Annotated in this window: 12 protein-coding genes; 5 read left to right on the top strand and 7 right to left on the bottom strand. The window is 70.6% G+C overall.

From position 1 onward, the window contains the following. Positions 1-39 precede the first annotated feature (39 nt). The 3 genes from pepN (ACTWQI_RS02860) to ACTWQI_RS02850 form a co-directional block, all read right to left on the bottom strand. A complete protein-coding gene (pepN, locus tag ACTWQI_RS02860) occupies positions 40-2,643 on the bottom strand; it encodes an aminopeptidase N (RefSeq protein ID WP_443267039.1) in 2,604 nt (867 codons plus the stop codon). Between the two features lie 150 nt (positions 2,644-2,793). Then, positions 2,794-3,822: an aspartate-semialdehyde dehydrogenase gene (locus ACTWQI_RS02855; RefSeq protein WP_443267037.1), complete on the bottom strand. Its 1,029-nt coding sequence runs from the start codon at positions 3,820-3,822 to the stop codon at positions 2,794-2,796. A 402-nt stretch (positions 3,823-4,224) separates the two neighbouring features. Continuing rightward, the gene (locus tag ACTWQI_RS02850; RefSeq protein ID WP_443267035.1) at positions 4,225-7,530 is read right to left on the bottom strand and encodes a S8 family serine peptidase; all 3,306 of its coding nucleotides are present in this window, start codon (positions 7,528-7,530) and stop codon (positions 4,225-4,227) included. Between the two features lie 510 nt (positions 7,531-8,040). On the opposite strand from ACTWQI_RS02850, the gene ACTWQI_RS02845 reads away from it, so the two are divergent. Next, the gene (locus tag ACTWQI_RS02845) at positions 8,041-9,795 is read left to right on the top strand and encodes a TIGR03767 family metallophosphoesterase (protein WP_443267033.1); all 1,755 of its coding nucleotides are present in this window, start codon (positions 8,041-8,043) and stop codon (positions 9,793-9,795) included. A gap of 22 nt (positions 9,796-9,817) precedes the next feature. On the opposite strand, the gene ACTWQI_RS02840 is transcribed toward ACTWQI_RS02845, so the two are convergent. The 3 genes from ACTWQI_RS02840 to pepN (ACTWQI_RS02830) form a co-directional block, all read right to left on the bottom strand. Then, the gene (locus ACTWQI_RS02840) at positions 9,818-11,917 is read right to left on the bottom strand and encodes a M14 family zinc carboxypeptidase (protein WP_443267031.1); all 2,100 of its coding nucleotides are present in this window, start codon (positions 11,915-11,917) and stop codon (positions 9,818-9,820) included. A 167-nt stretch (positions 11,918-12,084) separates the two neighbouring features. Continuing rightward, the gene (locus tag ACTWQI_RS02835) at positions 12,085-13,104 is read right to left on the bottom strand and encodes a hypothetical protein (protein ID WP_443267029.1); all 1,020 of its coding nucleotides are present in this window, start codon (positions 13,102-13,104) and stop codon (positions 12,085-12,087) included. Positions 13,105-13,405: 301 nt separating this feature from the next. After that, on the bottom strand, positions 13,406-16,084 hold the full coding sequence (pepN, locus tag ACTWQI_RS02830; protein WP_443267027.1) for an aminopeptidase N: 2,679 nt from the start codon (positions 16,082-16,084) through the stop codon (positions 13,406-13,408). Between the two features lie 166 nt (positions 16,085-16,250). Between pepN (ACTWQI_RS02830) and ACTWQI_RS02825 the strand changes: the two genes are divergently transcribed. The 4 genes from ACTWQI_RS02825 (at position 16,251) to ACTWQI_RS02810 (ending at position 19,675) form a co-directional block, all read left to right on the top strand. Next, positions 16,251-16,913: a mycothiol-dependent nitroreductase Rv2466c family protein gene (locus tag ACTWQI_RS02825; protein ID WP_443267025.1), complete on the top strand. Its 663-nt coding sequence runs from the start codon at positions 16,251-16,253 to the stop codon at positions 16,911-16,913. 100 nt (positions 16,914-17,013) lie between these two features. Then, positions 17,014-17,502 carry a ribose-5-phosphate isomerase gene (locus tag ACTWQI_RS02820; RefSeq protein WP_443267023.1) on the top strand — a complete coding sequence of 163 codons (489 nt, stop codon included), beginning with the start codon at positions 17,014-17,016 and terminating at the stop codon, positions 17,500-17,502. A 7-nt stretch (positions 17,503-17,509) separates the two neighbouring features. Then, positions 17,510-18,364, top strand: coding sequence for an Fpg/Nei family DNA glycosylase (locus ACTWQI_RS02815; RefSeq protein ID WP_443267022.1), 855 nt, complete (start codon positions 17,510-17,512; stop codon positions 18,362-18,364). A 168-nt stretch (positions 18,365-18,532) separates the two neighbouring features. Beyond that, positions 18,533-19,675, top strand: coding sequence for a PP2C family protein-serine/threonine phosphatase (locus tag ACTWQI_RS02810; protein WP_443267020.1), 1,143 nt, complete (start codon positions 18,533-18,535; stop codon positions 19,673-19,675). Positions 19,676-19,722: 47 nt separating this feature from the next. Here the strand turns inward: ACTWQI_RS02810 and ACTWQI_RS02805 are convergent, their stop codons facing one another. Next, positions 19,723-21,114 (bottom strand): hypothetical protein, encoded by a 1,392-nt coding sequence (locus ACTWQI_RS02805; RefSeq protein ID WP_443267019.1) that lies wholly within the window; start codon positions 21,112-21,114, stop codon positions 19,723-19,725. Between the last annotated feature and the right edge of the window lie 51 nt (positions 21,115-21,165).

Raw genomic sequence — 21,165 nt, 5'->3', positions numbered from 1 at the left:
ACTGCCGGTCGGTTCGGACGGGCGCGGAGCGCCCACCTGTCACGGCTGGTCGGCCGCCGCCGCGTCCGCCGCCTGAGCCGTGAGCGCGCGCTCGATGCCCGCGCGGGACTCCGTCACCAGGCGCCGCAGCGCCGCGTTCGGCTCCGCGGACGCCAGCCAGGCGTCCGTCGCGTCCAGCGTCTCCTGAGTGACCTGGACCTTCGGGTAGAGGCCGACCGCGATCTGCTGCGCCATTTCGTAGCTGCGTGACGCCCAGACGTCCTTCACCGCCTCGAAGTACTTCGCGGTGTACGGAGCCAGCAGCTCGCGCTGGTCGGACTGGACGAAGCCGTTGATGACCGCCTCCTGCACCGCGTTCGGCAGTTTGTCGGACTCCACCACCGACGCCCACGCGTCGGCCTTCGCCTCCGGAGTCGGCCTGGCCGCCCGCGCGGTCACCGCATGCCGCTCACCCGCGGAGGTCCTGTCCCGCTCCAGCTCCGCCGCGATGTCCGGCTCCTCCGCCCGGCCCGTTGCGGCGAGCCGCTGCAGCAGCGCCCACCGCAGCTCGGTGTCGACGGCCAGCCCCTCGATCGTCTCGGACCCGTCCAGCAGCCCGGACAGCAAGTCGAGCTGCTCGTCCGTACGGGCGGTCCCCGCGAACGTCCGCGCCCACGCCAGCTGGTGGTCGCTGCCCGGCGCCGCCGCACGCAGCTGCTCCAGCGCGGCCTCGGTCCATTTCGCCAGTCCGGTCTCGCGCCAGGCCGGGTCGGCGTAGAGGTCCAGGGCCAGCTTCACCTGGCGGTGCAGCGACTGGACGACGCCGATGTCCGACTCCTTCGCCACACCGGAGAGGACGAGGTCGAGATAGTCGCGCGTCGCCAGCTCGCCGTCGCGAGTCATGTCCCAGGCCGAGGCCCAGCACAGGGCGCGCGGCAGCGACGCGTCGAAGTCGCCCAGGTGCTGGGTGACGGTCGCCAGCGATTCGGCGTCGAGCCGGACCTTGGCGTACGACAAGTCGTCGTCGTTGAGCAGGAAGACCGCCGGGCGCGCCGTGCCCACCAGTTCCGGCACCTCGGTCAGCTCACCGTCGACATCCAGCTCCACCCGGCCCGTACGGACGAGCTTGCCGCCCTCGAGCGCATACGAGCCGATCGCGATCCGGTGCGGCCGCAGCACCGACTCGCCTTTCGCACCCGCCGGCAGCGCGGGCGCCTCCTGTCGTACGGCGAAGGAGGTGACGACACCCGAGGCGTCCACCGTCACCTCCGGCCGCAGGACGTTGATCCCCGCCGTCTCCAGCCACGTCTTCGACCAGGTCTTCAGGTCCCGGCCGCTGGTCTCCTCCAGCGCGCCGAGCAGGTCCGTCAGCCGGGTGTTCCCGTAGGCGTGCCGCCTGAAGTACGTCTGCACGCCGCGGAAGAACTCGTCCATCCCGACGTAGGCGACCAGCTGCTTGAGCACCGAGGCGCCCTTGGCGTACGTGATCCCGTCGAAGTTGACCAGGACGTCGTCGAGGTCGCGGATCTCGGCCATGATCGGGTGCGTGGACGGCAGCTGGTCCTGCCGGTACGCCCAGGTCTTCATGGAGTTGGCGAACGTGGTCCAGGCATGGGGCCACTTGCTGCCGGGTGCGTGTGCCTGGCAGGCGATGGAGGTGTAGGTGGCGAACGACTCGTTCAGCCACAGGTCGTTCCACCACTCCATGGTCACCAGGTCGCCGAACCACATGTGGGCCAGCTCGTGGAGGATGGTCTCGGCCCGGGTCTCGTACGCCGCGTCCGTCACCTTCGAGCGGAAGACGTACTGGTCGCGGATGGTCACCGCGCCCGCGTTCTCCATTGCGCCGGCGTTGAACTCCGGCACGAACAGCTGGTCGTACTTCGCGAACGGGTAGGCGTAGTCGAACTTCTCCTCGAACCAGTCGAAGCCCTGGCGGGTCACCTCGAAGATCGCGTCCGAGTCGAGGTGCTCGGCGAGCGAGGGCCGGCAGTAGATCCCCAGCGGGACGGACCGGCCCTTCCCTTCCCAACTGCTGTGCACGCTGTCGTACGGCCCGGCGATCAGCGCGGTGATGTAGCTGGAGATCCGGGGGGTCGGCTCGAAGCGCCAGACGTGATCCTTCGGCTCCGGTGCGGGGGAGTTGGAGACGACCGTCCAGCCCTCGGGGGCCTTCACGGTGAACTGGAAGGTCGCCTTCAGGTCCGGCTGCTCGAAACAGGCGAACACCCGGCGGGCGTCCGGGACCTCGAACTGGGTGTAGAGATAGGCCTGCTGATCGACCGGGTCGACGAAGCGGTGCAGCCCCTCACCGGTGTTGGTGTAGGCGCAGTCCGCGACGACCACCAGGTCGTTGGGGCCCGCCTCGAGCGACCGGAGCGCGATCCGGCTGTCCTTGAAGACCTCGTCGGGGTCGAGTGCGGTGCCGTTGAGCACCACCTTGTGCACGGTCGGTGCGACCAGGTCGATGAAGGTCTCCGCGCCGGTTTCCGCGCAGTCGAACCGGACCGTGGTCACCGAGCGGAAGGTGCCTCCTCCCCCGGACTCCGCGGGGGCGCCCCCCGCCTGGGCGCTGGAGAGGTCGAGCTCGATCTCGTAGGACTCGACGGCGAGCAGGCGCGCCCGCCGCTGCGCCTCGTCTCGGGTGAGATTCGTGCCTGGCACGCGGTCATCTCCTCAGTATCAAGATTGGCGGCGTCGGGGTACCCCCGTGCGTTGCGCCCATCCTTCCACGTCGTGGGGCCGGAGGACGGGCTGCGAGGCCCGACGGCGGGGGCTTCGGTGGCGCCCGCCGCTCATTGCGCGGAACGGGCGTCAGCCGCCCAGCTCCTCCGCCACCAGCTCCGCGATCTGTACGGCGTTGAGCGCCGCGCCCTTCCGGAGGTTGTCGCTCGAGACGAAGAGCGCGAGGCCGTTCTGCACGGTCTCGTCGACTCGGATGCGGCCCACGTGGCTCGGGTCCTGCCCGGCGGCCTCCAGCGGCGTCGGGATCTCGGAGAGGGTGACCCCCGGGGCCTCGGCCAGCAGCTCGTAGGCGCGCTCGACGCCGATCGGACGGTCGAAGCGGGCGTTGAGCTGCAGCGAGTGGCCGGTGAAGACCGGGACGCGGACGCACGTACCGGAGACCTTGAGGCCGGGGATGTCGAGGATCTTGCGGCTCTCGTTGCGGAGCTTGTGCTCCTCGTCGGTCTCGAAGCGGCCGTCGTCGACGATCGAGCCGGCCAGCGGCAGCACGTTGAAGGCGATCGGGCGCCGGTAGACGGCGGGCTCGGGGAAGTCGACGGCGGAGCCGTCGTGGGTGAGCTCGGTGGCGCGGTCGGCGACCTTGCGAATCTGGCCGTCGAGCTCGGAGACACCGGCGAGACCCGAGCCGGAGACGGCCTGGTAGGTGGTGGCCACCAGGGCGGCGAGACCGGCCTCCTGGTGCAGCGGGCGGAGCACCGGCATGGCGGCCATGGTGGTGCAGTTGGGGTTGGCGATGATGCCCTTCGGGCGGCGGGCGACCGTGTGCGGGTTGACTTCGGACACCACGAGGGGAACGTCCGGGTCCATCCGCCAGGCGGAGGAGTTGTCGATCACGACGGGCCCCTGGGAGGCGATCTTCTCGGCGAGCGCCCGCGACGTGGCGCCGCCCGCGGAGAAGAGCACGATGTCCAGACCGGAGAAGTCGGCGGTGGCCGCGTCCTCGACGGTGATCTCGGTCCCCGACCACGGGAGGGTCCGTCCGGCGGAGCGGGCCGAGGAGAACAGACGCAGCTCCGTCACCGGGAAGCCGCGCTCGGCGAGCACCTTGCGCATCACGCCGCCGACCTGGCCGGTGGCTCCGACGATTCCGATCCTCATGGGGCTCCTTCTTGCGATCCGACCTGGGAGTGCGCTCCCATCATGCGGGGGGCCCCGGCCGTGCTGTCCAATCGATTGTCCATGGTCCGCGGACCTAGGCCCTGTCCGGCCGGTCATGCCGGGCTCGCGTGCCCTGGCACCGCACCTCGCTGCGTTGTCGTCGGTCGCCGATGGCCCCCAGCTACCGCTGGGAGGTGCCCCCACCGCATGGACTCCCTCCTCCGCCTTGCGATGCTCCCCCAGCTATCGCTCGGAGGTGCCCCCTGCACCAGACCCCGCTCACTGATCCGGCCTGACCGACCGGACAGGACCTAGGCGGACAGCAGCGGCGGGGCGGGGCGCCCGTAGACGCACCCGCCCCGCCGTCGTCCTCGCGTCAGGTCACCGGCTGTGGGCGACGGATCACGGAAGGACCTTCTCGATGCGGACGCCGCCGCTGCCGGTGATGGTGCCGGCCGCGTTGAGCAGGCTGACCGTGCCGGTGAACTCGCGGCCCTCCGGCGCCTCACCGGCCACCACGACCTGGGCCTTGACCTGGGTGGACGCCCCGTTGGCGAGCTTCACGGGCTGCGCTTCGTCGACCTTCACCTCCCCGAGCGACGGTGAGAAGTAGATGTCCGCGTAGTCGTACTCGGTGGTTCCGGCGGGCACGGCGTAGCCGTCCACGGTGATGGTGTACGTCCCGGCCTTGGGCTTGAGCAGCGTCACCGCCTCCTCCGAGTCGCCGTCCGCCGACGATCCGACGACCTGACCGTCGAGGGAGACGCTCAGATCCAGGTCGGCTTTGGCGTCGGAGGGCGAGCCGATGACGACGTCGAGCCGTGAGACACCCTCGCCGATCGTCACCGTGGTGTTCTGCTGCTCCCCGTCCTTGATCGACGGGCGGGCCTTCTTCGCGGAGCCCAGCTCGCCGCCCTTCAGCTTGCCGTCGACCGCCGCGAAGCCGTTGGTGACCTTCCACTCCACCGGCGCCGGGGTGCCGACCTTGGCCTCCTTCACGGTCTGGACCTCGGGCTCGAAGGCCGTGCCGAGCGCGGTCGCAGTGATCGCGAACGGGTTGTCCAGCAGCGGCGAGGTGCGCCGCGACTCGACCTCGAGCTCCCAGACGCCGGGCAGCGGGTTCGCGTACGACCGCAGGTCCGGACGGCAGGTGTTCGCCGGGTTCGGGTAGTTGGGGTAGCAGTTCGGCGTCGAGGTCGGATCGGCCGGCACGCCGTAGGGGTTGATCGCGATCCAGCGGGTCTGGCTGCCGCTGTCCAGGCCGCTCATCGCGACCTCCAGCGTCTTGGCGCCCTTGGGCACCGTCACGAAGTACGACTTGGTGCTGTTCCGCTGCACGGAGCCGGACGCCTTCACCGCGTACGACGGCTTGGCCTGGGGTGCCGCGACGACGACGCTGCTGAGGATCTGCTTGTCGATGCCCTCGGTGTCGTCGTCGTCGAGGGTCAGGACCGCGCTGTGGAAGCCCGCGGTGCGCGGATTGGCGGCGACCCGCACGGTGACCGGCTTGTTCCGCGGCAGGCTGATCTCGTCGTAGCTCGCCAGCCGGAAGGTGCCGTCGTTGTTCCGCAGGCCCACCTCATGGCGGACCGGGCGGTCCGGGCCGGTGGTCCGGGTGACCGTGACGTCGTACGTCCGGGACTGGCCGACCTTGAGGCCGCCCTCACGGTCGTAGACTCCGGTGCCGAAGCCCGGGGTCTTGAGCTTGTCGGACAGCGCGGTCTTCACCGGCGCCTTGACCGTGTACTCATGTGCGGTCGCGCCGTCGCGGATGGCGTCCCAGGCGTCCACGATGTCCATCAGACCCGAGCCCTGCTCGTACGCCTGGAAGCCGCGGATGCGGTGCGCGGTGCTGGTGAGCGCGGTGCGCAGGGTCGCCGGGCTGAGGTCGATCTTCTTCTGCTTGGCGGCCGAGAGCAGCAGCGCGGAGGCGCCGGCGGCCTGCGGGGAGGACATCGAGGTGCCCTGGAACATGCCGTAGCCGGGCGGGAGCTGGTAGCCGGCCTCGGCGACCGGCTGGCCGGGCTGCCAGGTCGGCACGGTGTTCACGGACGCGCCGGGGGCGGAGATCGTCGGGGTGAAGCCGCCGTCCTCACGCGGACCGCGCGAGGAGAAGGGGAACATGGCGTACTTCTTCTCCACGATCGAGCCGTAGTTGGCGGCCCAGGTCTCCTTGCTGACCGCGGCGCCCACGCTCAACACCTTGTCGGCGAGCGAGGGGTCGCCGATGGTGTTGGCGCCGGGGCCGCTGTTGCCCGCGGAGATGACGAGCTGGACGCCGTAGGTGTCGATGAGCCGGGTGTAGAGCTCGGCGCGGGCGTTGTTGCCGTCGTTGAGCGCGGGTAGACCGCCGATCGACATGTTGACGATGTCGACGCCGCGGTTGACGACGAGGTCGATCATGCCCTCGGTCAGCGCGACGTTGGTGCAGCCGCCGGTCCAGGTGCAGGCGCGCGAGGAGACCACGTTCGCGCCGGGTGCGGCGCCGTTCATCTTCCCGCCGAACAGGCCGTTGGCCGCGGTGATGCCGGCCACGTGGGTGCCGTGCGAGCCCTCGATGACGCCGATGTTGACGAAATCGGCCTTCTTGCCGACCCAGTCGCCCCCGAAGGGGTCCATGGGCACGTCCTTGCGGATCTCGACCACGAAGGGGATCCGCTCGGCGATGGCCGTGTCCGGCTTGTCCGTGCCGAAGTAGCCGATCTGGAAACCGTCCTTGTACGGCTTCATGGCCGCTTCGTCGCCGAAGTCGGCGTCATCGTCGAGGTCGACGCGCACGGTCTTGGCGGCCGGGTCGTACAGCACGCCCCAGCGGTCGGTGGTGTCGCCGTCGCGGTTGAGGTCACCGGCCATGTCGCCGCCGGTGGTCGCGGACTCCGAGAACCGGTTGATCTGGTACGAGCCGGCGGGCGCGGTCCAGGTGCGACCGCCGAAGGTGAAGGTCGGTCCGGTGACCGGGTTGACCATCGGACGCCAGGTGGCGTCCGCGTCCACGATCGGATCGGTGGCGGTCACCGAGTCGACGATCTTGCGCTTGCCGGTGGTGGTCTTCTGCAGCGCCGGGTGCGCGAGGTCGACGCCGGAGTCCAGCACGCCGATGGTGATCCCGCGGCCGTCGGCCTTCGGATGGTCCTGCACGAAGTCGACGGCGCCCGTCTCGAAGGCGGGCTGGTACGGGTTCTTTGCGGGGGTGTCCTTGCCCGGAGCGGGATACGAGCCCTGCTGCCCGGTCTCGGCGCCCTTGGCCCGGTCGGCCTTCGGCCTCGGGTCCGGCAGGGCTATCTCCTGGCGCAGATCGATGCCGTGGACCGACGAGAGCTGCTGGGCCTTCTCGATGGCCGCGTCGGCGCGGCCGGTCGGCACGGTGGCGCGGACGTAGCCGAGCTTGTCGTACGTACGGCCCACGGAAGCGCCCTTGACCGCGTCCAGCTGGTCGGCGACCTGCTCGGTCGCACCGGGCGCGGTGGCGATCATCATGGTGACGAACCGGTCACCCTCGGCCTTGGCCTCGGCGAGGAGTTCGGCGTCGGCCGCCCCCAGCTTCTGGTCGGCCGACTTGACCGGGGCCGGGGCGGGGTCGCCCTCGTTGGCGAGGGCGGGGGCGGGGCCGGACGCGGCGAGCGCGGCCACCAGGCCCGCGGCCAGTGCGATCCGTACCGTGCGTCTCACGCCGGGTACGGCGGACTCGGGTATCGAAGATGAAGGCATGGTCATCCCTGGTCTGAAAGAAAAGGGTCCGGATTCCGGAGCCGGATGACCGAACTTTTCTGTAAGGGACGGGTGTTTGGGGAGGGTTACCTGAGACGTATCGCGGCCGTGGCACATTTCCGCCAACCGCCAGTACGCCCAAACCGCCCGTAACGGGGCCAAGTCGGCGCGGATACGTCACCCCGGGCGCGCTGCTGGGGGAGGATGCCGTGGCCCGGCAGAGACCCAGGCTGGGGGCACCCCAGAGGTAGTCCCCCTGGGCCTAACGGCCCGGGAGGTACCCCCAGGGGGAGGCGGACGACGGCCGTGCTACCCCCGCACATGAACGCGCGGTGAGCGGAATCCCTCCTGGTCACGAGGAGTTGATGACCGCCGCGGGCACGCGAGATCCATGTGCGGTGATCGGTGCCGGTCGTTTCGGCGGCGTTCAAACACAGGCCATTCCCGCTGCCAACGATCCCGAGTGAGCGGGCGACCGCCCGCGACCAAGCACTCGGGGAGAGATCGCGCATGTCCCGGACCAGGTCCGCCGTCTCCGCCATCGACCGCCGTTCCGTCCTCGCCGCCGCGGGCGTCGTCGGCGTCTCCGCCGGGCTCGGGATGGCCTTCGGCCCCGGCGGCGGATCGGCCGACGCGACACCGCCGGCGACCGGTCGCCCCGCAGCGCGGCGTGCCGTCCGGGCCGAACCGGGGGCGCCGGCCGGAACAGGCGCCGCCGCAGCCCCGTCGAAGACCGGCACCACGCTCCGTACGGTCGCCGCCCCGCGTGGTTCCAGCGGCTTCCGCCGGCTCGGCGACGGGCCCGGCTGGCCCCGGGTCGTCCGAGCGGAACTGGCCGCCGCGCGGCCGGGCCGCGCCGACCGGCGCACCACGCTCGCCTCCTTCGTCCAGCTCACCGACCTGCACATCGTCGATGTCCAGCACCCGCTGCGCAGCGAGTTCCTGCGCGCCGACCTGATGAGTTCCTTCCGTCCCCAGGAGGCGCTGTCCGTGCCCGGCGCGGTCTCGCTCATCGAACGGGTCAACGCGCTGCGCGGCGGCCCCGCCACCGGGTCGCCCCTCTCCTTCGTCATGACCACCGGAGACAACACCGACAACAACGCGAAGTCGGAGCTGGACTGGTTCCTCACGGTGATGAGCGGCGGCCGGATCATCCCCAACACCGGCGACCTACGCCACTACGAGGGAGTCCAGAACAGCGGTCTGAAGCTGTACTGGCAGCCGGACCACTCGGTGCGCGACCGCGACAAGCAACTGGGCTTCCCGCACCTCGACGGCTTCCTCGACGCCGCCATAGCGCCGGTCAACAGCCCCGGCCTGCGCATGCCCTGGTACTCCACCGTCGGCAACCACGACGGTCTGCCCGGCGGCTGTTACGCACCCGGCCAGTCCTTCTTCGCCGACTTCGCCGTCGGGGGCCGCAAGCTGGAGGAGATTCCCGCCGCCGAGGCGACCGCGCTGTGGGACGACGTGAAGAAGGGCCGGGATCCGTACGGCAAGCGCTACGCAGAACTGCTGCGCACCCGCACCCGGTCGATGCGCAGCGTGACCCCCGACCTGAACCGCGCGCCCTTCACACCACGCGAGTACCTCGAGGCCCACCTCGACCCCCGGTACAAGGGTGCGGGCCCCATCGGCCACGGCTACACCTCGGCCGACCTCGCCGAGAGCCGCCTGCACTACTCCTTCCGGATCTCCGACGACGTCCTCGGGATCAGCCTCGACACCACCAACTCCGGCGGCCACTACGAGGGTTCCCTGGGAGCCGCCCAGCTCCGCTGGCTGAAGCGCACCCTGGCCGCCCACCACGACGACCACGTCCTGGTCTTCAGCCACCACACCAGCAAGTCGATGCGCAACCTCCGCCCCGATCCGGCCCGCCCGCACGAGCAGCGGCACGGGGGCGAGGAGCTGCTGGCCGTCCTCAAGCGGCATCGCAACGTCGTGGCGTGGATCAACGGCCACAGCCACAAGAACAGGATCACTCCGCACGGCAGTTTCTGGGAGATCACCACCGCCTCGCACGTCGACTTCCCGCAACTCGCCCGGGTGATCGAGCTCGTGGACAACCGGGACGGCACCCTGTCCCTGTTCACCACGCTCATCGAGTCGGCCGCCCCGTACCGCACGGACTTCGCCGACCTGTCCCAGACCGGTCTTGCGGCTCTCTACCGCGAGATCGCCTTCAACGCACCGGGCGCACGCACCACCCTGGCCGGAGATCCGGACGACCGGAACACGGAGCTGCTGCTCAAGCGGCCCTGAGCCGGAGCGGCGGGCCCCGGCCTCAGTGGTCCGCCCACTTCTGGGCGCAGGTGCGGAGGTCGGCCTTGACCTGCTGGCCCCGGTCCACCACGACCGGCACCTGCTGGAGGACCTTGCCGTCCTTCTCGCAGGACAGCGTCCAGTTCTCGATCAGGCCGGGCACCGACTCCTCGGTCGCGTCGAACAGCGATGCCGTCAGCGTCCATGAGGGAGTGACCGAGGCGAAGTTCTGCACCCGCAGCACATACGTCCCCTGCTCCGGGTCGTCCAGGAGCACCCGCTCCTTCTCCCCGACGAAGCCCGCGGATCTGCCGACTTCGGTCAGGCTGCCGTCGGCGTTCTTGCGGAGTACGTACAGATCGAGGTCGTCGGGCGTCGGCCAGTCCAGTTTCACCTCGAGGACGTCGGCCGCCCGGTCGACGACGAACTCCTGGTCCGTCGTCCCGTTCGGCGGCGTCGTCCCGGTGAACGTCTTCCGCTCCAGCGGCTCGGAGGAGATCACCTTGATCTGCTTGGCCTTGACGGCCGGGCGGGTCGAGGGGTTCACGTGCCAGGTGAACTTCCCGCTCCGGCCGACCACCATCGTGGTGTCGAGCGTGTCCTTGATCGCACCTGACCAGGTCGGGGTCGCGAAGGTCTTCTTCAGCCGCAGCGTCGCGTCGGCCGGGGCCGCGCCGGCGATCACCGAGTGTGCTTTCACGTCGACCGCGCTCTCCAGCGCGATGAGGAACGCCTCCCGGTTGCCCTTTCCGGCGAACTCACCGGCTCCGACGTACTCGTCGATCACCTTGGGGAACGGCGGGTGGAACTCGTCGGGACCAATCTCGAAGGTGTAGCCGAAGCCGCCGGTCGCGTTGTAGGACCAGTCCTCCGTGGTGCCGGTGGTGTCGTACAACTGCCAGCCGTGCTGGCTGGTGTAGCCGTTCTGGGCGGCCATGCGGTCGCCGAGATCCTTCAGCGCCGCCTCGTCCGGCGGATCGCCCACCGGCGTCCCGTCGGGGCCGGGGGTGTCGGGCGCGACTCCGTTCGGGCGCAGGACCAGGTTGGAGAAGGTGTGGTTGGTGATCAGGTTGGTCACCTGCCGACTGGACACCAGCCTGCGTATGTTCTCCGTCTCCGGCTCGGAGAACGGCCCTGCTCCGCGGTACGTGGGGTCGACCGGCTCGGCGGCCGCGCCCGGACCGCCCCAGAAGCCGCCGTAGTTGCGGTTGGGGTCGACTCCGGCTCCGAAGCCGCCCGGGCTCGATGCCAGCGCGCACTCGCCCGCCAGCGGCTCCTGGCCGTCGACGATCCGGCAGTTCTTGCGCTTGTAGGCGTTGCCGGGGGTGGCGAAGATCGAGCCCGTGCCGCCGTCGTCGACCGGGCGCAGGTCGATCAAGTGCCCGTCGTTGACGGACTTTTCGAACCCGTCGACGTTGACCACGGGAACGACCAGGACGCGGGCCTTCTTCAGAAGGTCGGTGATCCGCTCGTCGGCTCCGTAGTTCTTCACCAGGTCGAAGGCGAACTCGATCGCGTGCTCACCGGACGGCCACTCCCGGGCGTGGTGCACACCCATCATGAGGAAGACCGGCCGGCCGTCCTCCGCGGCCCGCACATCACGTCCGATCTCCACCCCGTAAATCGTCTTGCCCTCGAGGCTCTTGAGGGGAAGGGCGAACTTCTTGACGATGTCGGGCCGGATCGCAGCCAGCCGGGCGAGGTCGTCGTTGTAGTCGTCGAGCTTCCGGTAGGTGTCACGGCCGGACGGCAGCGGCGACTGGGGGGTCGTGGCGGCGTACGCGCGGTTCGCCGCGTTGATCTCGGACTCCCGCTCGACCAGATCCGGGATGCGCACGTTCCAGGTGAGGCCCGCGGACCGGAGCGCCTCGGCGTCCGCGGCCCGGTGCAACACCACCTCGACGTAGTCGTGGCCCGCGTGTTCGGTCATGTCGAGACCGAGTCCGGCCAGCCGTGCCTTGGCGGCGCGGTCCGGGGTCTGCACGGTCACCAGCTGCACCGGGAAGATCTCGACGGCCCCGGCCGGGGCGGTGATGGCGGGAATCAGTCCGAGAGCGACGGCGGTGACGGTCGCGGCAGCGATCTTCCCCTGCCGGTGAGCGGGGCGGAACCTTGCGATCACGGTGAACTCCTGTCGGAGGAAGCTCAGCCCGGGGAGGGGCCTGTCTTGTGGACGGCGAGCCCCGGGCGCTGCCCGGTTCGAACAAGCAACCGGAACGTAGCCTTCAGGCAGCCGTCGCACAAGAGATTGATCGGAAGCCCCTGTTCCGCGGCGGCCCGGGTCACCCCTCACCGCGGGAGCACGACCACATAGGTGGCCGGTTCCCGGTCCCCCGCGGCCATCAGTGCCGTACGGACCACGGTCGCCTGCTGCTCCATCGCCTCGCGGAGCTTCTTCGGCGTGGTGTGCACGACGATGATGCCGAGGCGCTCGAGATGGTCGCGCCTGCGTGCGCTCTCCGCCCAGACGGTGTCCTCGTCCTGCTGCGGCGTGCGGGCGTCGATCTCCAGGGCGACGAAGTGATCCGGCCAGTACGCGTCGACCCGGCCGAGATGCGGGCCGCCGGGCAGCCGCAGATCGACGTTCCACAGCGGTTCCGGGAGGTCGTGGCGGCGCACCAGCTCGTAGAGGCGGCCTTCCGCGAGCGCCCGGCCCTCCGCGAGGAGGGTGTCCACGGCGTCGACGACATGCGGCCGGGACAGCAGCCGGGCGCGGCTCAGCTCTCGTACGACGGCGGCCGGTTCGCAGTGCCCGCCGCGTACCGCCTCGGCGAGCAGCCGGCGTACGGCGGAGGCGTCGGACATCTGCCCGACGGCGTCCGCGAGGGCGCGCGGTACGGGGGCCACCGGCACGCCGGTGATCTCCAGCGGTTCGGGCAGCTCGGTGGTGCGGACGATGCGGACCGGGCCGGCGGACCGGACCCGCCGGGTCCGCGGCACGAGTACGGAGATGCGCTCGAGAGCGCGCAGCGGGGGAGCGGAGGAGAACCGGTGCAAGGCGAGCGCCGCGAGCCCGGTGATCATCGCTTGGGCGCTCCACTCCTCGGCGAGTCCCGGCCTGAGGTTGCCGGAAGGGCGGTCGGCGTACAGCAGCGCGGCGTGCAACCGCTCCTCGCTGGTGGGTGGTCCGGGGTGGAGCAGATAGACGCCGGGGAGCAGCCGTTGCCAGCATCCGCCGGGACGGGTGCGCTCGGCCACATCGGCCGCGGTGATGCCGTGCTCCCGGAGCTGACGGAGCGTCAAGAGCTGGCGCTGGGCGTCGAAGAGGTGGCGCAGGGGGCGCGGGGAGAGCGGGGTGTTGTGATTCATGACCCGCCGATTCCCGGCTCGGCAGGGCGGCCAACGCGTGTTACACGCTCGTCGACGAATCAGGACAACTCCGTCCTAAAGTACGCACGTTCGAGAGCCGATCACCAGGCTCCGCCGATCGGGGGACCTGCAGTTCCGCGGGCGGTCCTCGCCCGTGCGCGGCTGAAGGTCGCAGGGCACGAGCGTGAACTCCCTTGTCGCGAGCACGAAGTTGGAGATGGTGCCCGGGCCAGCATGACCGTGCGGACGGACCGAACTGCGGGCCCGTCACAACCGGGCCCGGTCATGGACGGGTTGGCCCTCAGAGCCGGGCGGCCGCCGCCACGTCGCACTCCTGGGCCCGCAGCGCCCGCTCGAGGTCATCGGTCGCCTCCAGTACCAGGCGGCGCAGTGCGGGCGGCGCTTCCGCGTGGTCCTTCAGCCACGTCTGGGCCCGCTCCAGCGTCCGGAGGTCGTCCTGGAGAATCGGATAGAGACCGCGGACGATCGCCATGGCGATCTCGATGGACCGCTCCCGCCACACCCGCTCGATCGCGGCGAAGTACTGCGGTGCGTACGCCGCGAGCAGCCCCCGCTGCCCCGGCTGGTCGAAGCCCGCGATGGTCGCCTCCACCAGCGCGTTCGACAGCTTGTCGGACTCCACGACATCGGCCCACGCCTGGGCCTTCACCTCGGCGGAGGGCCGCGCCGCCAGGCAGCGCACCTGGTGGCGCTTGCCCGACGCCGTGTCGTCACGGGCCAGTTCGGCGCCGATGACCGAGGCGTCGGCCACACCGTGCGAGGCGAGCGGCTCCAGGAAGGCCCAGCGCAGCTCCTGGTCCACATCCAGACCCTCGATCTTCGCGGTGCCCGCCAACAGCCCTTCCAGCAGCTGGAAGTCGGCCGGACGGGTGGAGACCTGGGCGAAGAAGCGGGCCCACGCGAGCTGGTGGCCGCTGCCCGGTTCGGCGAGGCGCAGCTCGCGCAGCGCGCCGTCCGCGAGCATCCGGCCGCCGTCCTCCCGCCACTCCGGCACCGCGTAGTGCACCAGCGCGGACCTGGCCCAGGCGTGCACCATCTGCAGCACGCCGATGTCGCTCTCCTGGCCGGCGAACCGCTGCACCAGGTCGAGGAAGTCGCGCGTGGGCATCAGCGCGTCCCGGGTCAGGTTCCACAGCGCCGACCAGCACAGGGCGCGGGCCAGCGGGTCGGTCAGGTCGCCCAGGTGCTGCCGCAGCGTGGCGAGCGAGACCTCGTCGAAGCGGATCTTGCAGTACGTGAGGTCCTCGTCGTTGACCAGGATGAGATCCGGCCGTTCGGTCCCGGTCAGTTCGGTCACGACCGTACGGGGACCCGCGACGTCGACCTCGGCGCGGGCGTACCGCACGAGCGGACCCGTACCCGTGCCGAGGGCCGCGGCCTCCCGCCGGTAGAGCCCCACCGCCACCCGGTGCGGCCGCAGCGTCCCTTCCTGTGGGCCGTCCGCCGCCCTTGCGTGGGGCCGGGTCGCCTCCTGGAGGATCGCCAGCTCGGTAATCCGGTCGTTCGCCCCGTATGTCGCCTGCGGCGTCAGCGCGTTGACGCCCGCGGTCTGCAGCCAGGCCCGCGACCAGGTGGTCATGTCACGCCCCGAAGTCTCCTCCAGGACTTCCAGGAGGTGCTCCAGCCGGGTGTTCCCGTAGGCGTGCCGCTGGAAGTAGCGCCGTGCGCCCTCCAGGAAGGCCTCCCGGCCGACGTACGCGACGAGTTGCTTGAGCACCGAGGCGCCCTTGGCGTACGTGATGCCGTCGAAGTTCAGCTTGGCGTCCTCCAGGTCCCGGATGTCGGCCGTCACCGGGTGGGTGGAGGGCAGCTGGTCGGCGCGGTACGCCCAGGCCTTGCGGCGGTTGGCGAAGGTGATCCAGCCGTCCCGGAAGCGGGTCGACTCCACAAGCGAGAAGGTCCCCATGAAGTCGGCGAAGGACTCCTTGAGCCACAGGTCGTCCCACCACTCCATGGTGACGAGGTCGCCGAACCACATGTGCGCCATCTCGTGCAGGATGACGTTCGCCCGGTTCTCGTACGAGGCCCGGGTGACCTTGCCGCGGAAGACGAACTCCTCGCGGAAGGTGACACAGCCCGGATTCTCCATCGCCCCGATGTTGTACTCCGGTACGAACGCCTGGTCGTACTTCCCGAACGGGTACGGATAGTCGAAGTGGTCGTGGAAGAAGTCCAGGCCCTGCTTGGTGATGGTGAAGATGTCGTCCGCGTCGAAGTGCTTGGCCAGCGAACGGCGGCACAGCGCGCCCAGCGGAATGTCCAGCACGCTCCCGTCGGCCAGCGTGCGGCGGTAGTGGTCCCGCACGTAGTGGTACGGGCCGGCCACGACCGCCGTGATGTACGTCGAGATCGGCCGGGTCGGTACGAACCGCCAGGTCGCCGCCCCCGTACCGGCCGGAGCGGGCGCCCCTTCGGCGGCGCTGTTGCTGAGCACCGTCCAGTCGGCGGGCGCAGTCACCGAGAAGGTGAAGGAGGCTTTGAGGTCCGGCTGTTCGAAGCCGGCGAAGACCCGGCGGGCGTCGGCCGGCTCGTACTGCGTGTAGAGGTAGACCTCCCCGTCCTCGGGGTCGGCGAAGCGGTGCAGACCCTCGCCGGTACGGCTGTAGGCACACCGCGCGTCGACCGTCAGGACGTTCTCCGCCGCGAGGCCGTCGAGCACGATGCGCGAGCCGGGGTGGCCGTTCTTCGCGTCGTAGACGGCCGCCGGGTCGAGCTCCCGCCCGTTGAGCACCACCGAGGTCACCGAGGGCGCGACGATGTCGGCGAAGGTGCCGGCACCCGGCTGGGAGCAGCGGAACCGGATGGTGGTCGTCGAGCGGAAGGTACGGGGCTCCTCGCCTCCCGCCTCGGCACCGGATCCGACCGCCGAGCGCAGGTCCAGCTCCACCTCGTACCCGTCCACGGACAGCAGCCGGGCCCGCTCACGGGCCTCGTCACGGGTCAGGTTCTCACCGGGCACGACGGCTCCTTTGCCTCGTCTGGTCTCTCGCGGTCAACTCTGCTGTATCGAGGGTGTGCCCATGGTGTCACGCTGCGCTGCCGCCTGAGCACTCGGGAATGGGCGCGGAGTCTCCTGGCGTTGTGCCAAGGGCACCATGTCGCCATTCCCTTGTGAGGAGCCCTCTGTGACCGCATCCGAGAAGGCCCGTTCCGCGCCCGAGGCGGAGGCGACCCCGGTCGACTTCTGGTTCGACCCGGTGTGCCCGTGGGCCTGGCTGACCTCGCGCTGGATGCTCGAAGTGGAGAAGGTGCGCCCGGTCGAGGTGCGCTGGCATGTGATGAGTCTGTCGGTGCTCAACGAGCCGAGGCTGGACGAGCTGCCCGAGAACTACCGCAGGTTGGTGGACCGGGCCTGGGGGCCGGTCCGCGTCGCCATCGCCGCGGAGCAGAAGTTCGGGAACGGCGTGCTCGGCCCGTTGTACACCGCTCTCGGCACCCGCCTCCACAACCAGGACCTGCCCCGCGAACGGGAGACGATCGTCGCCGCCCTGGAGGAGGCCGGACTGCCGGCCGATCTCGTGGACTACGCCGACTCGGACGAGTACGACGCCGAGCTGCGCGAGTCCCACCGCGAGGGGATCGAGCTGGTCGGCCAGGACGTCGGCACGCCGGTGATCGCGGTCCCCGGGGCGGACGGCGGACGGATCGCCTTCTTCGGCCCCGTCGTCACCCCGGCCCCCAAGGGCGAGGCCGCGGGCAGGCTCTGGGACGGCACCCTGCTGGTCGCCGCCACCCCCGGCTTCTTCGAGATCAAGCGGACGCGTACGGCGGACCCGGTCTTCGACTGACTGGCAGGCGGACGCCGCCTGAGAAGGCCCCCGCGCGATGGGCCGCGCAGGGGCCTACCCGGTGCCGTCCGGCCGGCGGCGGCCATGTCACACTCGGATCATGCGCGTGTACCTCGGCTCCGATCATGCCGGTTTCGAACTGAAGAACCACCTCGTCGAGTGGCTGAGGGCCCAGGGCCACGAGCCCGTCGACTGCGGGCCCCACATCTACGACGCCCAGGACGACTACCCGCCGTTCTGCCTCCGCGCGGCCGAGCGGACCGCCGCCGACCCCGACAGCCTCGGCATCGTGATCGGCGGCTCGGGCAACGGCGAGCAGATCGCCGCGAACAAGGTCGCGGGCGTACGCGCCGCGCTGGCATGGAGCGAGCAGACTGCCGCGCTCGGCCGGGAGCACAACGACGCCAATGTGATCAGCATCGGCGGCCGGATGCACACCCAGGACGAGGCGACGAAGTTCGTCGAGGTCTTCCTGAACACTCCGTACTCGGGCGAGGAGCGCCACAGCCGCCGCATCGAGATGCTCAGCCGGTACGAGACGACGGGCGAGCTGCCCCCCATCCCCCCGCACCACCCCCAGGAGGGCTGACCGCCGGATGCCCGAGGGGCACACCATCCACCGGCTGGCCGCCGACCACTTCGAGAGGTTCGGCGGCCGCGTCGTGCGCGCCACGAGCCCGCAGGGGAAGTTCACCGACGGCGCCGCACTGATCGACGGCACGGAACTGACCGAGACCGACGCCCACGGCAAGCACCTCTTCCTCGGTTTCCGGGGCACCGGCTGGGTGCACGTCCACCTCGGGCTCTACGGCACCTTCCGGTTCGGCGCGGGCCCGGCCCCCGCACCGGTGGGTGCCGTACGGCTGCGGCTCGCCACTGCCACTGCCACCGCCACCGCCACCGCCGCCGCCTACGCGGAGCTGCGCGGCCCGACCGCCTGCGAGTTGATCACCGACGGTGAGAAGCAGGCGATACACGACCGGCTCGGCGACGACCCGCTCCGCACCGACACCGCGTCCGGCGGCGGGGCGACGGGCGGCGAGGGCGCCTGGGCCCGCGTCTCGCGCAGCCGTACGCCGATCGCCGCGCTGCTCATGGACCAGAAGGTCGTCGCCGGGGTCGGCAACGTCTACCGGGCCGAGGTCCTCTTCCGGCACCGCATCGACCCCTATCGCGCGGGCCGGGACATCACCCGCGCCGAGTGGGAGGCGATCTGGGAGGACTTGGTGGGCCTGATGCGGGAAGGTGTGCGGAACAACCGGATCGACACGGTCCGCCCCGAACACACCCCGGAGGCGATGGGCCGCCCACCGCGGGTCGACGACCACGGCGGCGAGGTCTACGTCTACCGCCGGGCGCAGTTGCCCTGCCATATCTGTGGCGGCGAGGTCCGCACCGCCGACCTCGCCGCCCGCAATCTGTTCTGGTGTCCCGACTGCCAGCAGTCGTAGGGCTGTCAGGCGCCACGGCCCACCCCGACCCGCAGGGCGATCCTGCGGTCAATAACCGTCCCGATCAGCGCTTCCTCGCTCGTGCGTGCGCATTTCCCGTACGAATGTCCATCCCCCGGACGGCCGACGGTGCGCAGCATGCCCGCGGGTGGATAAGGTCCCAGGGCAATGGCACGCGTCGCGGGAGCAGAGACCCTGACGGCCCGGATGCGCAAGGGGACGCACCGGGTGCGTATAGGCCTGCGCCGAGCCGGAGTCAACTACTTCCGCGGCGACGGGACCGACTGGCTCGCGCTGGGCGCGCTGCTGCTGACCGTGCCGGCCCTCGCCGCCTGGACGATCGCGGCACCCGTGTGGTGCCCACCCGCCGCACTCGCGATCCCGATCATCGTCGGCGGGCTGCTGCTGCGCCCCGCCAGCCTGCTGCTGTTGTACGGCGCTTCGGCGGCGGCGCTTATCGGTGAGGCCGCGGCCCTCGGCCCGTACACCGAGGAACCCGCGGGCGTCACCCCCGGCACCATTCTCGTCGTCGGCACCGTGGGCTTCGCGGGGCTGATCATCGCTCAGTTCCGCAGCCGGGTCGGGGTGCCCTGGCGGCGCGGCGGGACCATGCTCTTCGACCTGCGCGAGCGGATCCGCGTGCAGAGCAAGCTGCCGAAGCTGCCGAAGGGCTGGCACCGGGAGATGGCGCTGCGCCCGGCGGGCGGGCAGTCCTTCTCCGGCGACTTCGTCGTCGCGGCCCGTACGAACGGCGGGCGGACGCTGGAGGTCGTCCTCACCGACGTCTCCGGCAAGGGTATGGACGCCGCCTCGCGCGCCCTGCTGCTGTCGGGCGCCTTCGGAGGTCTCCTCGGGTCGCTCCCGCCGCACGAATTCCTCCATGCGGCCAACGGCTATCTGCTGCGCCAGGACTGGGACGAGGGCTTCGCCACCTCCGTCCACCTCGTCCTCGACCTGGACAGCGGGGACTACGAACTCCTCTCGGCCGGGCACATCCCCGCCCTCCAACTCAGTGCGGGCACCGGCCGGTGGGAGGAGAAGGCGGCGGAGGGACCGCTGCTGGGGGTCTACGACGGGGCGCAGTTCGACCCGGTCAAGGGCACGCTGCGCCCCGGGGACGTGCTGATGCTCCTCACGGACGGACTGGTCGAGTCGGCGGAGCGGGATCTGACCGAGGGCATCGACCGGCTGACCGGGGAGGCCGAACGCTATGTCGCAGCCGGCTTCCGGGGCGCGGCGTGGCACCTCATCGAGGCGGTCGCCAGGGATGTCAACGACGACCGGGCGCTGCTGCTGATCTGCCGCGACTAGGGCGTGTCCATAGGACACGCCCCAGTTCGGCCTCCCCGCGGTTCGGGTCACGAGATCTTGAGTCCCGTAACCGTGGTCAGCAGCCCCTTCGCCTCGTCGGCCGCGCCCGGCGAGTCCTTGCCGTCTGCCGCCGTACGCAGCTTGTCCAGATGTGCGTCGAGCCGCTCGGCGTCGTCGGCCGCGAGAGAGTCCTTGATGCGGTCGCGGATCAGCTCGAGGGCGGTGACGTCACCGGCGACCGCCGCCTCGTCGCCCGCTGCCGCATCGGTGGCCGTCTGCCGCGCCCACAGCTGGAGGCGTGCCTGGTCGACGGTGTCGACCGAGGTGTACCGCAGCCGCAGATCGAGGGCGTTCTGGGCGACCCGCAGGGCGGCTGTGCGCGCCTCGGCGGAGCCGGGGTTCGCGGCCGCCGTGCCGAAGGACTCGATGTCGCGGCTCATCTGCCGGTCGAGCAGCTCCGGAATCTCATCCTCCGACCGGTAGCCGTTCCACGCCTCGAGCAGCCTGTCCGCCGCGGCCTGCGCCGCGCTCCGGTCGTTCTTCCCTGCCGTGTCGAAGGCGCCGAGAACGGCAATGGACAGCTCGTCAAGTCCCTTCGGCACAGGGCCGGGCCGGGCGTCCGTCGGGATGGCCAGCGACACCTTCTCCAGGTCGCCCCCGGCGGTCCCGGCGGCGAACTCCCCGTACCCGGGCGCGAAGATCTTGTCCTCACGGCTGCCGTCCATATGCAGCTCGCCCACCGTGATCGCGCCCTTGACCGGCTGGTACGGACCCTCGACCGTCTGCGCGGTGTTCTTGACGTGGACTTCCTCGAAGACCACCCCCGGCGCGTTCTCGGGCCGGTAGACATCGCCCTTCTCCGGCTTGTCAGGCATGATCATCGCGGCGGGTGCCGTGTCCCCGGCGATCCAGGTGCCCGCGGTGTCGGCGACGACCCCGTCCTCGTAGTTGAACACGTCTTCGCCGAAGTACCAGACCGAGCCGTCGTCGGCCTGCGCGAACCAGTCGAGCGCGACTTCCTGGATCCGTCCGTCCGAGAAGGCCGCGTACTGGCTGACCACCGTCTGGACCTTCTCGCCGCGCCAGGTGATGGTCTTCGTCTCCGGCAGCTTGGTGACCTCGGTGCGGAACGGCTTGCCGTCCACCTGGCCGCCGTAAATGGCCTGTTCGATCCGGGCGCTCGGATGCAGCGGATTAGTGATCTTCGTCGGCCGGGAGAACTCCGGGTCGCCGCGGTCCACGCGCTCGCTCTGCGGCGCGATCGGCAGGCACTTGCCGGTTTCCTCACCACTCTCCTCGTCCACCACCTTGATGCATTCGGGCTCCTTTGTCCGGTCCGAGGGCGAGCCCGATTCGCCGCATGCGACGGCCGTCAGGGCTGCCGCCAGGCCCAGTCCGATCGCCGCCGCGACAGGGCGTCGACGTGACGTGCTGTTCATGACGCGCCTCCCGCTCATCGCTCCTGGACTTCACGGTTGCACCGGACCGCT

The sequence above is a fragment of the Streptomyces sp. KR80 genome (assembly GCF_052245555.1).
Classification (GTDB): domain Bacteria; phylum Actinomycetota; class Actinomycetes; order Streptomycetales; family Streptomycetaceae; genus Streptomyces.
This window is presented reverse-complemented; position numbering and strand designations above follow the sequence as displayed.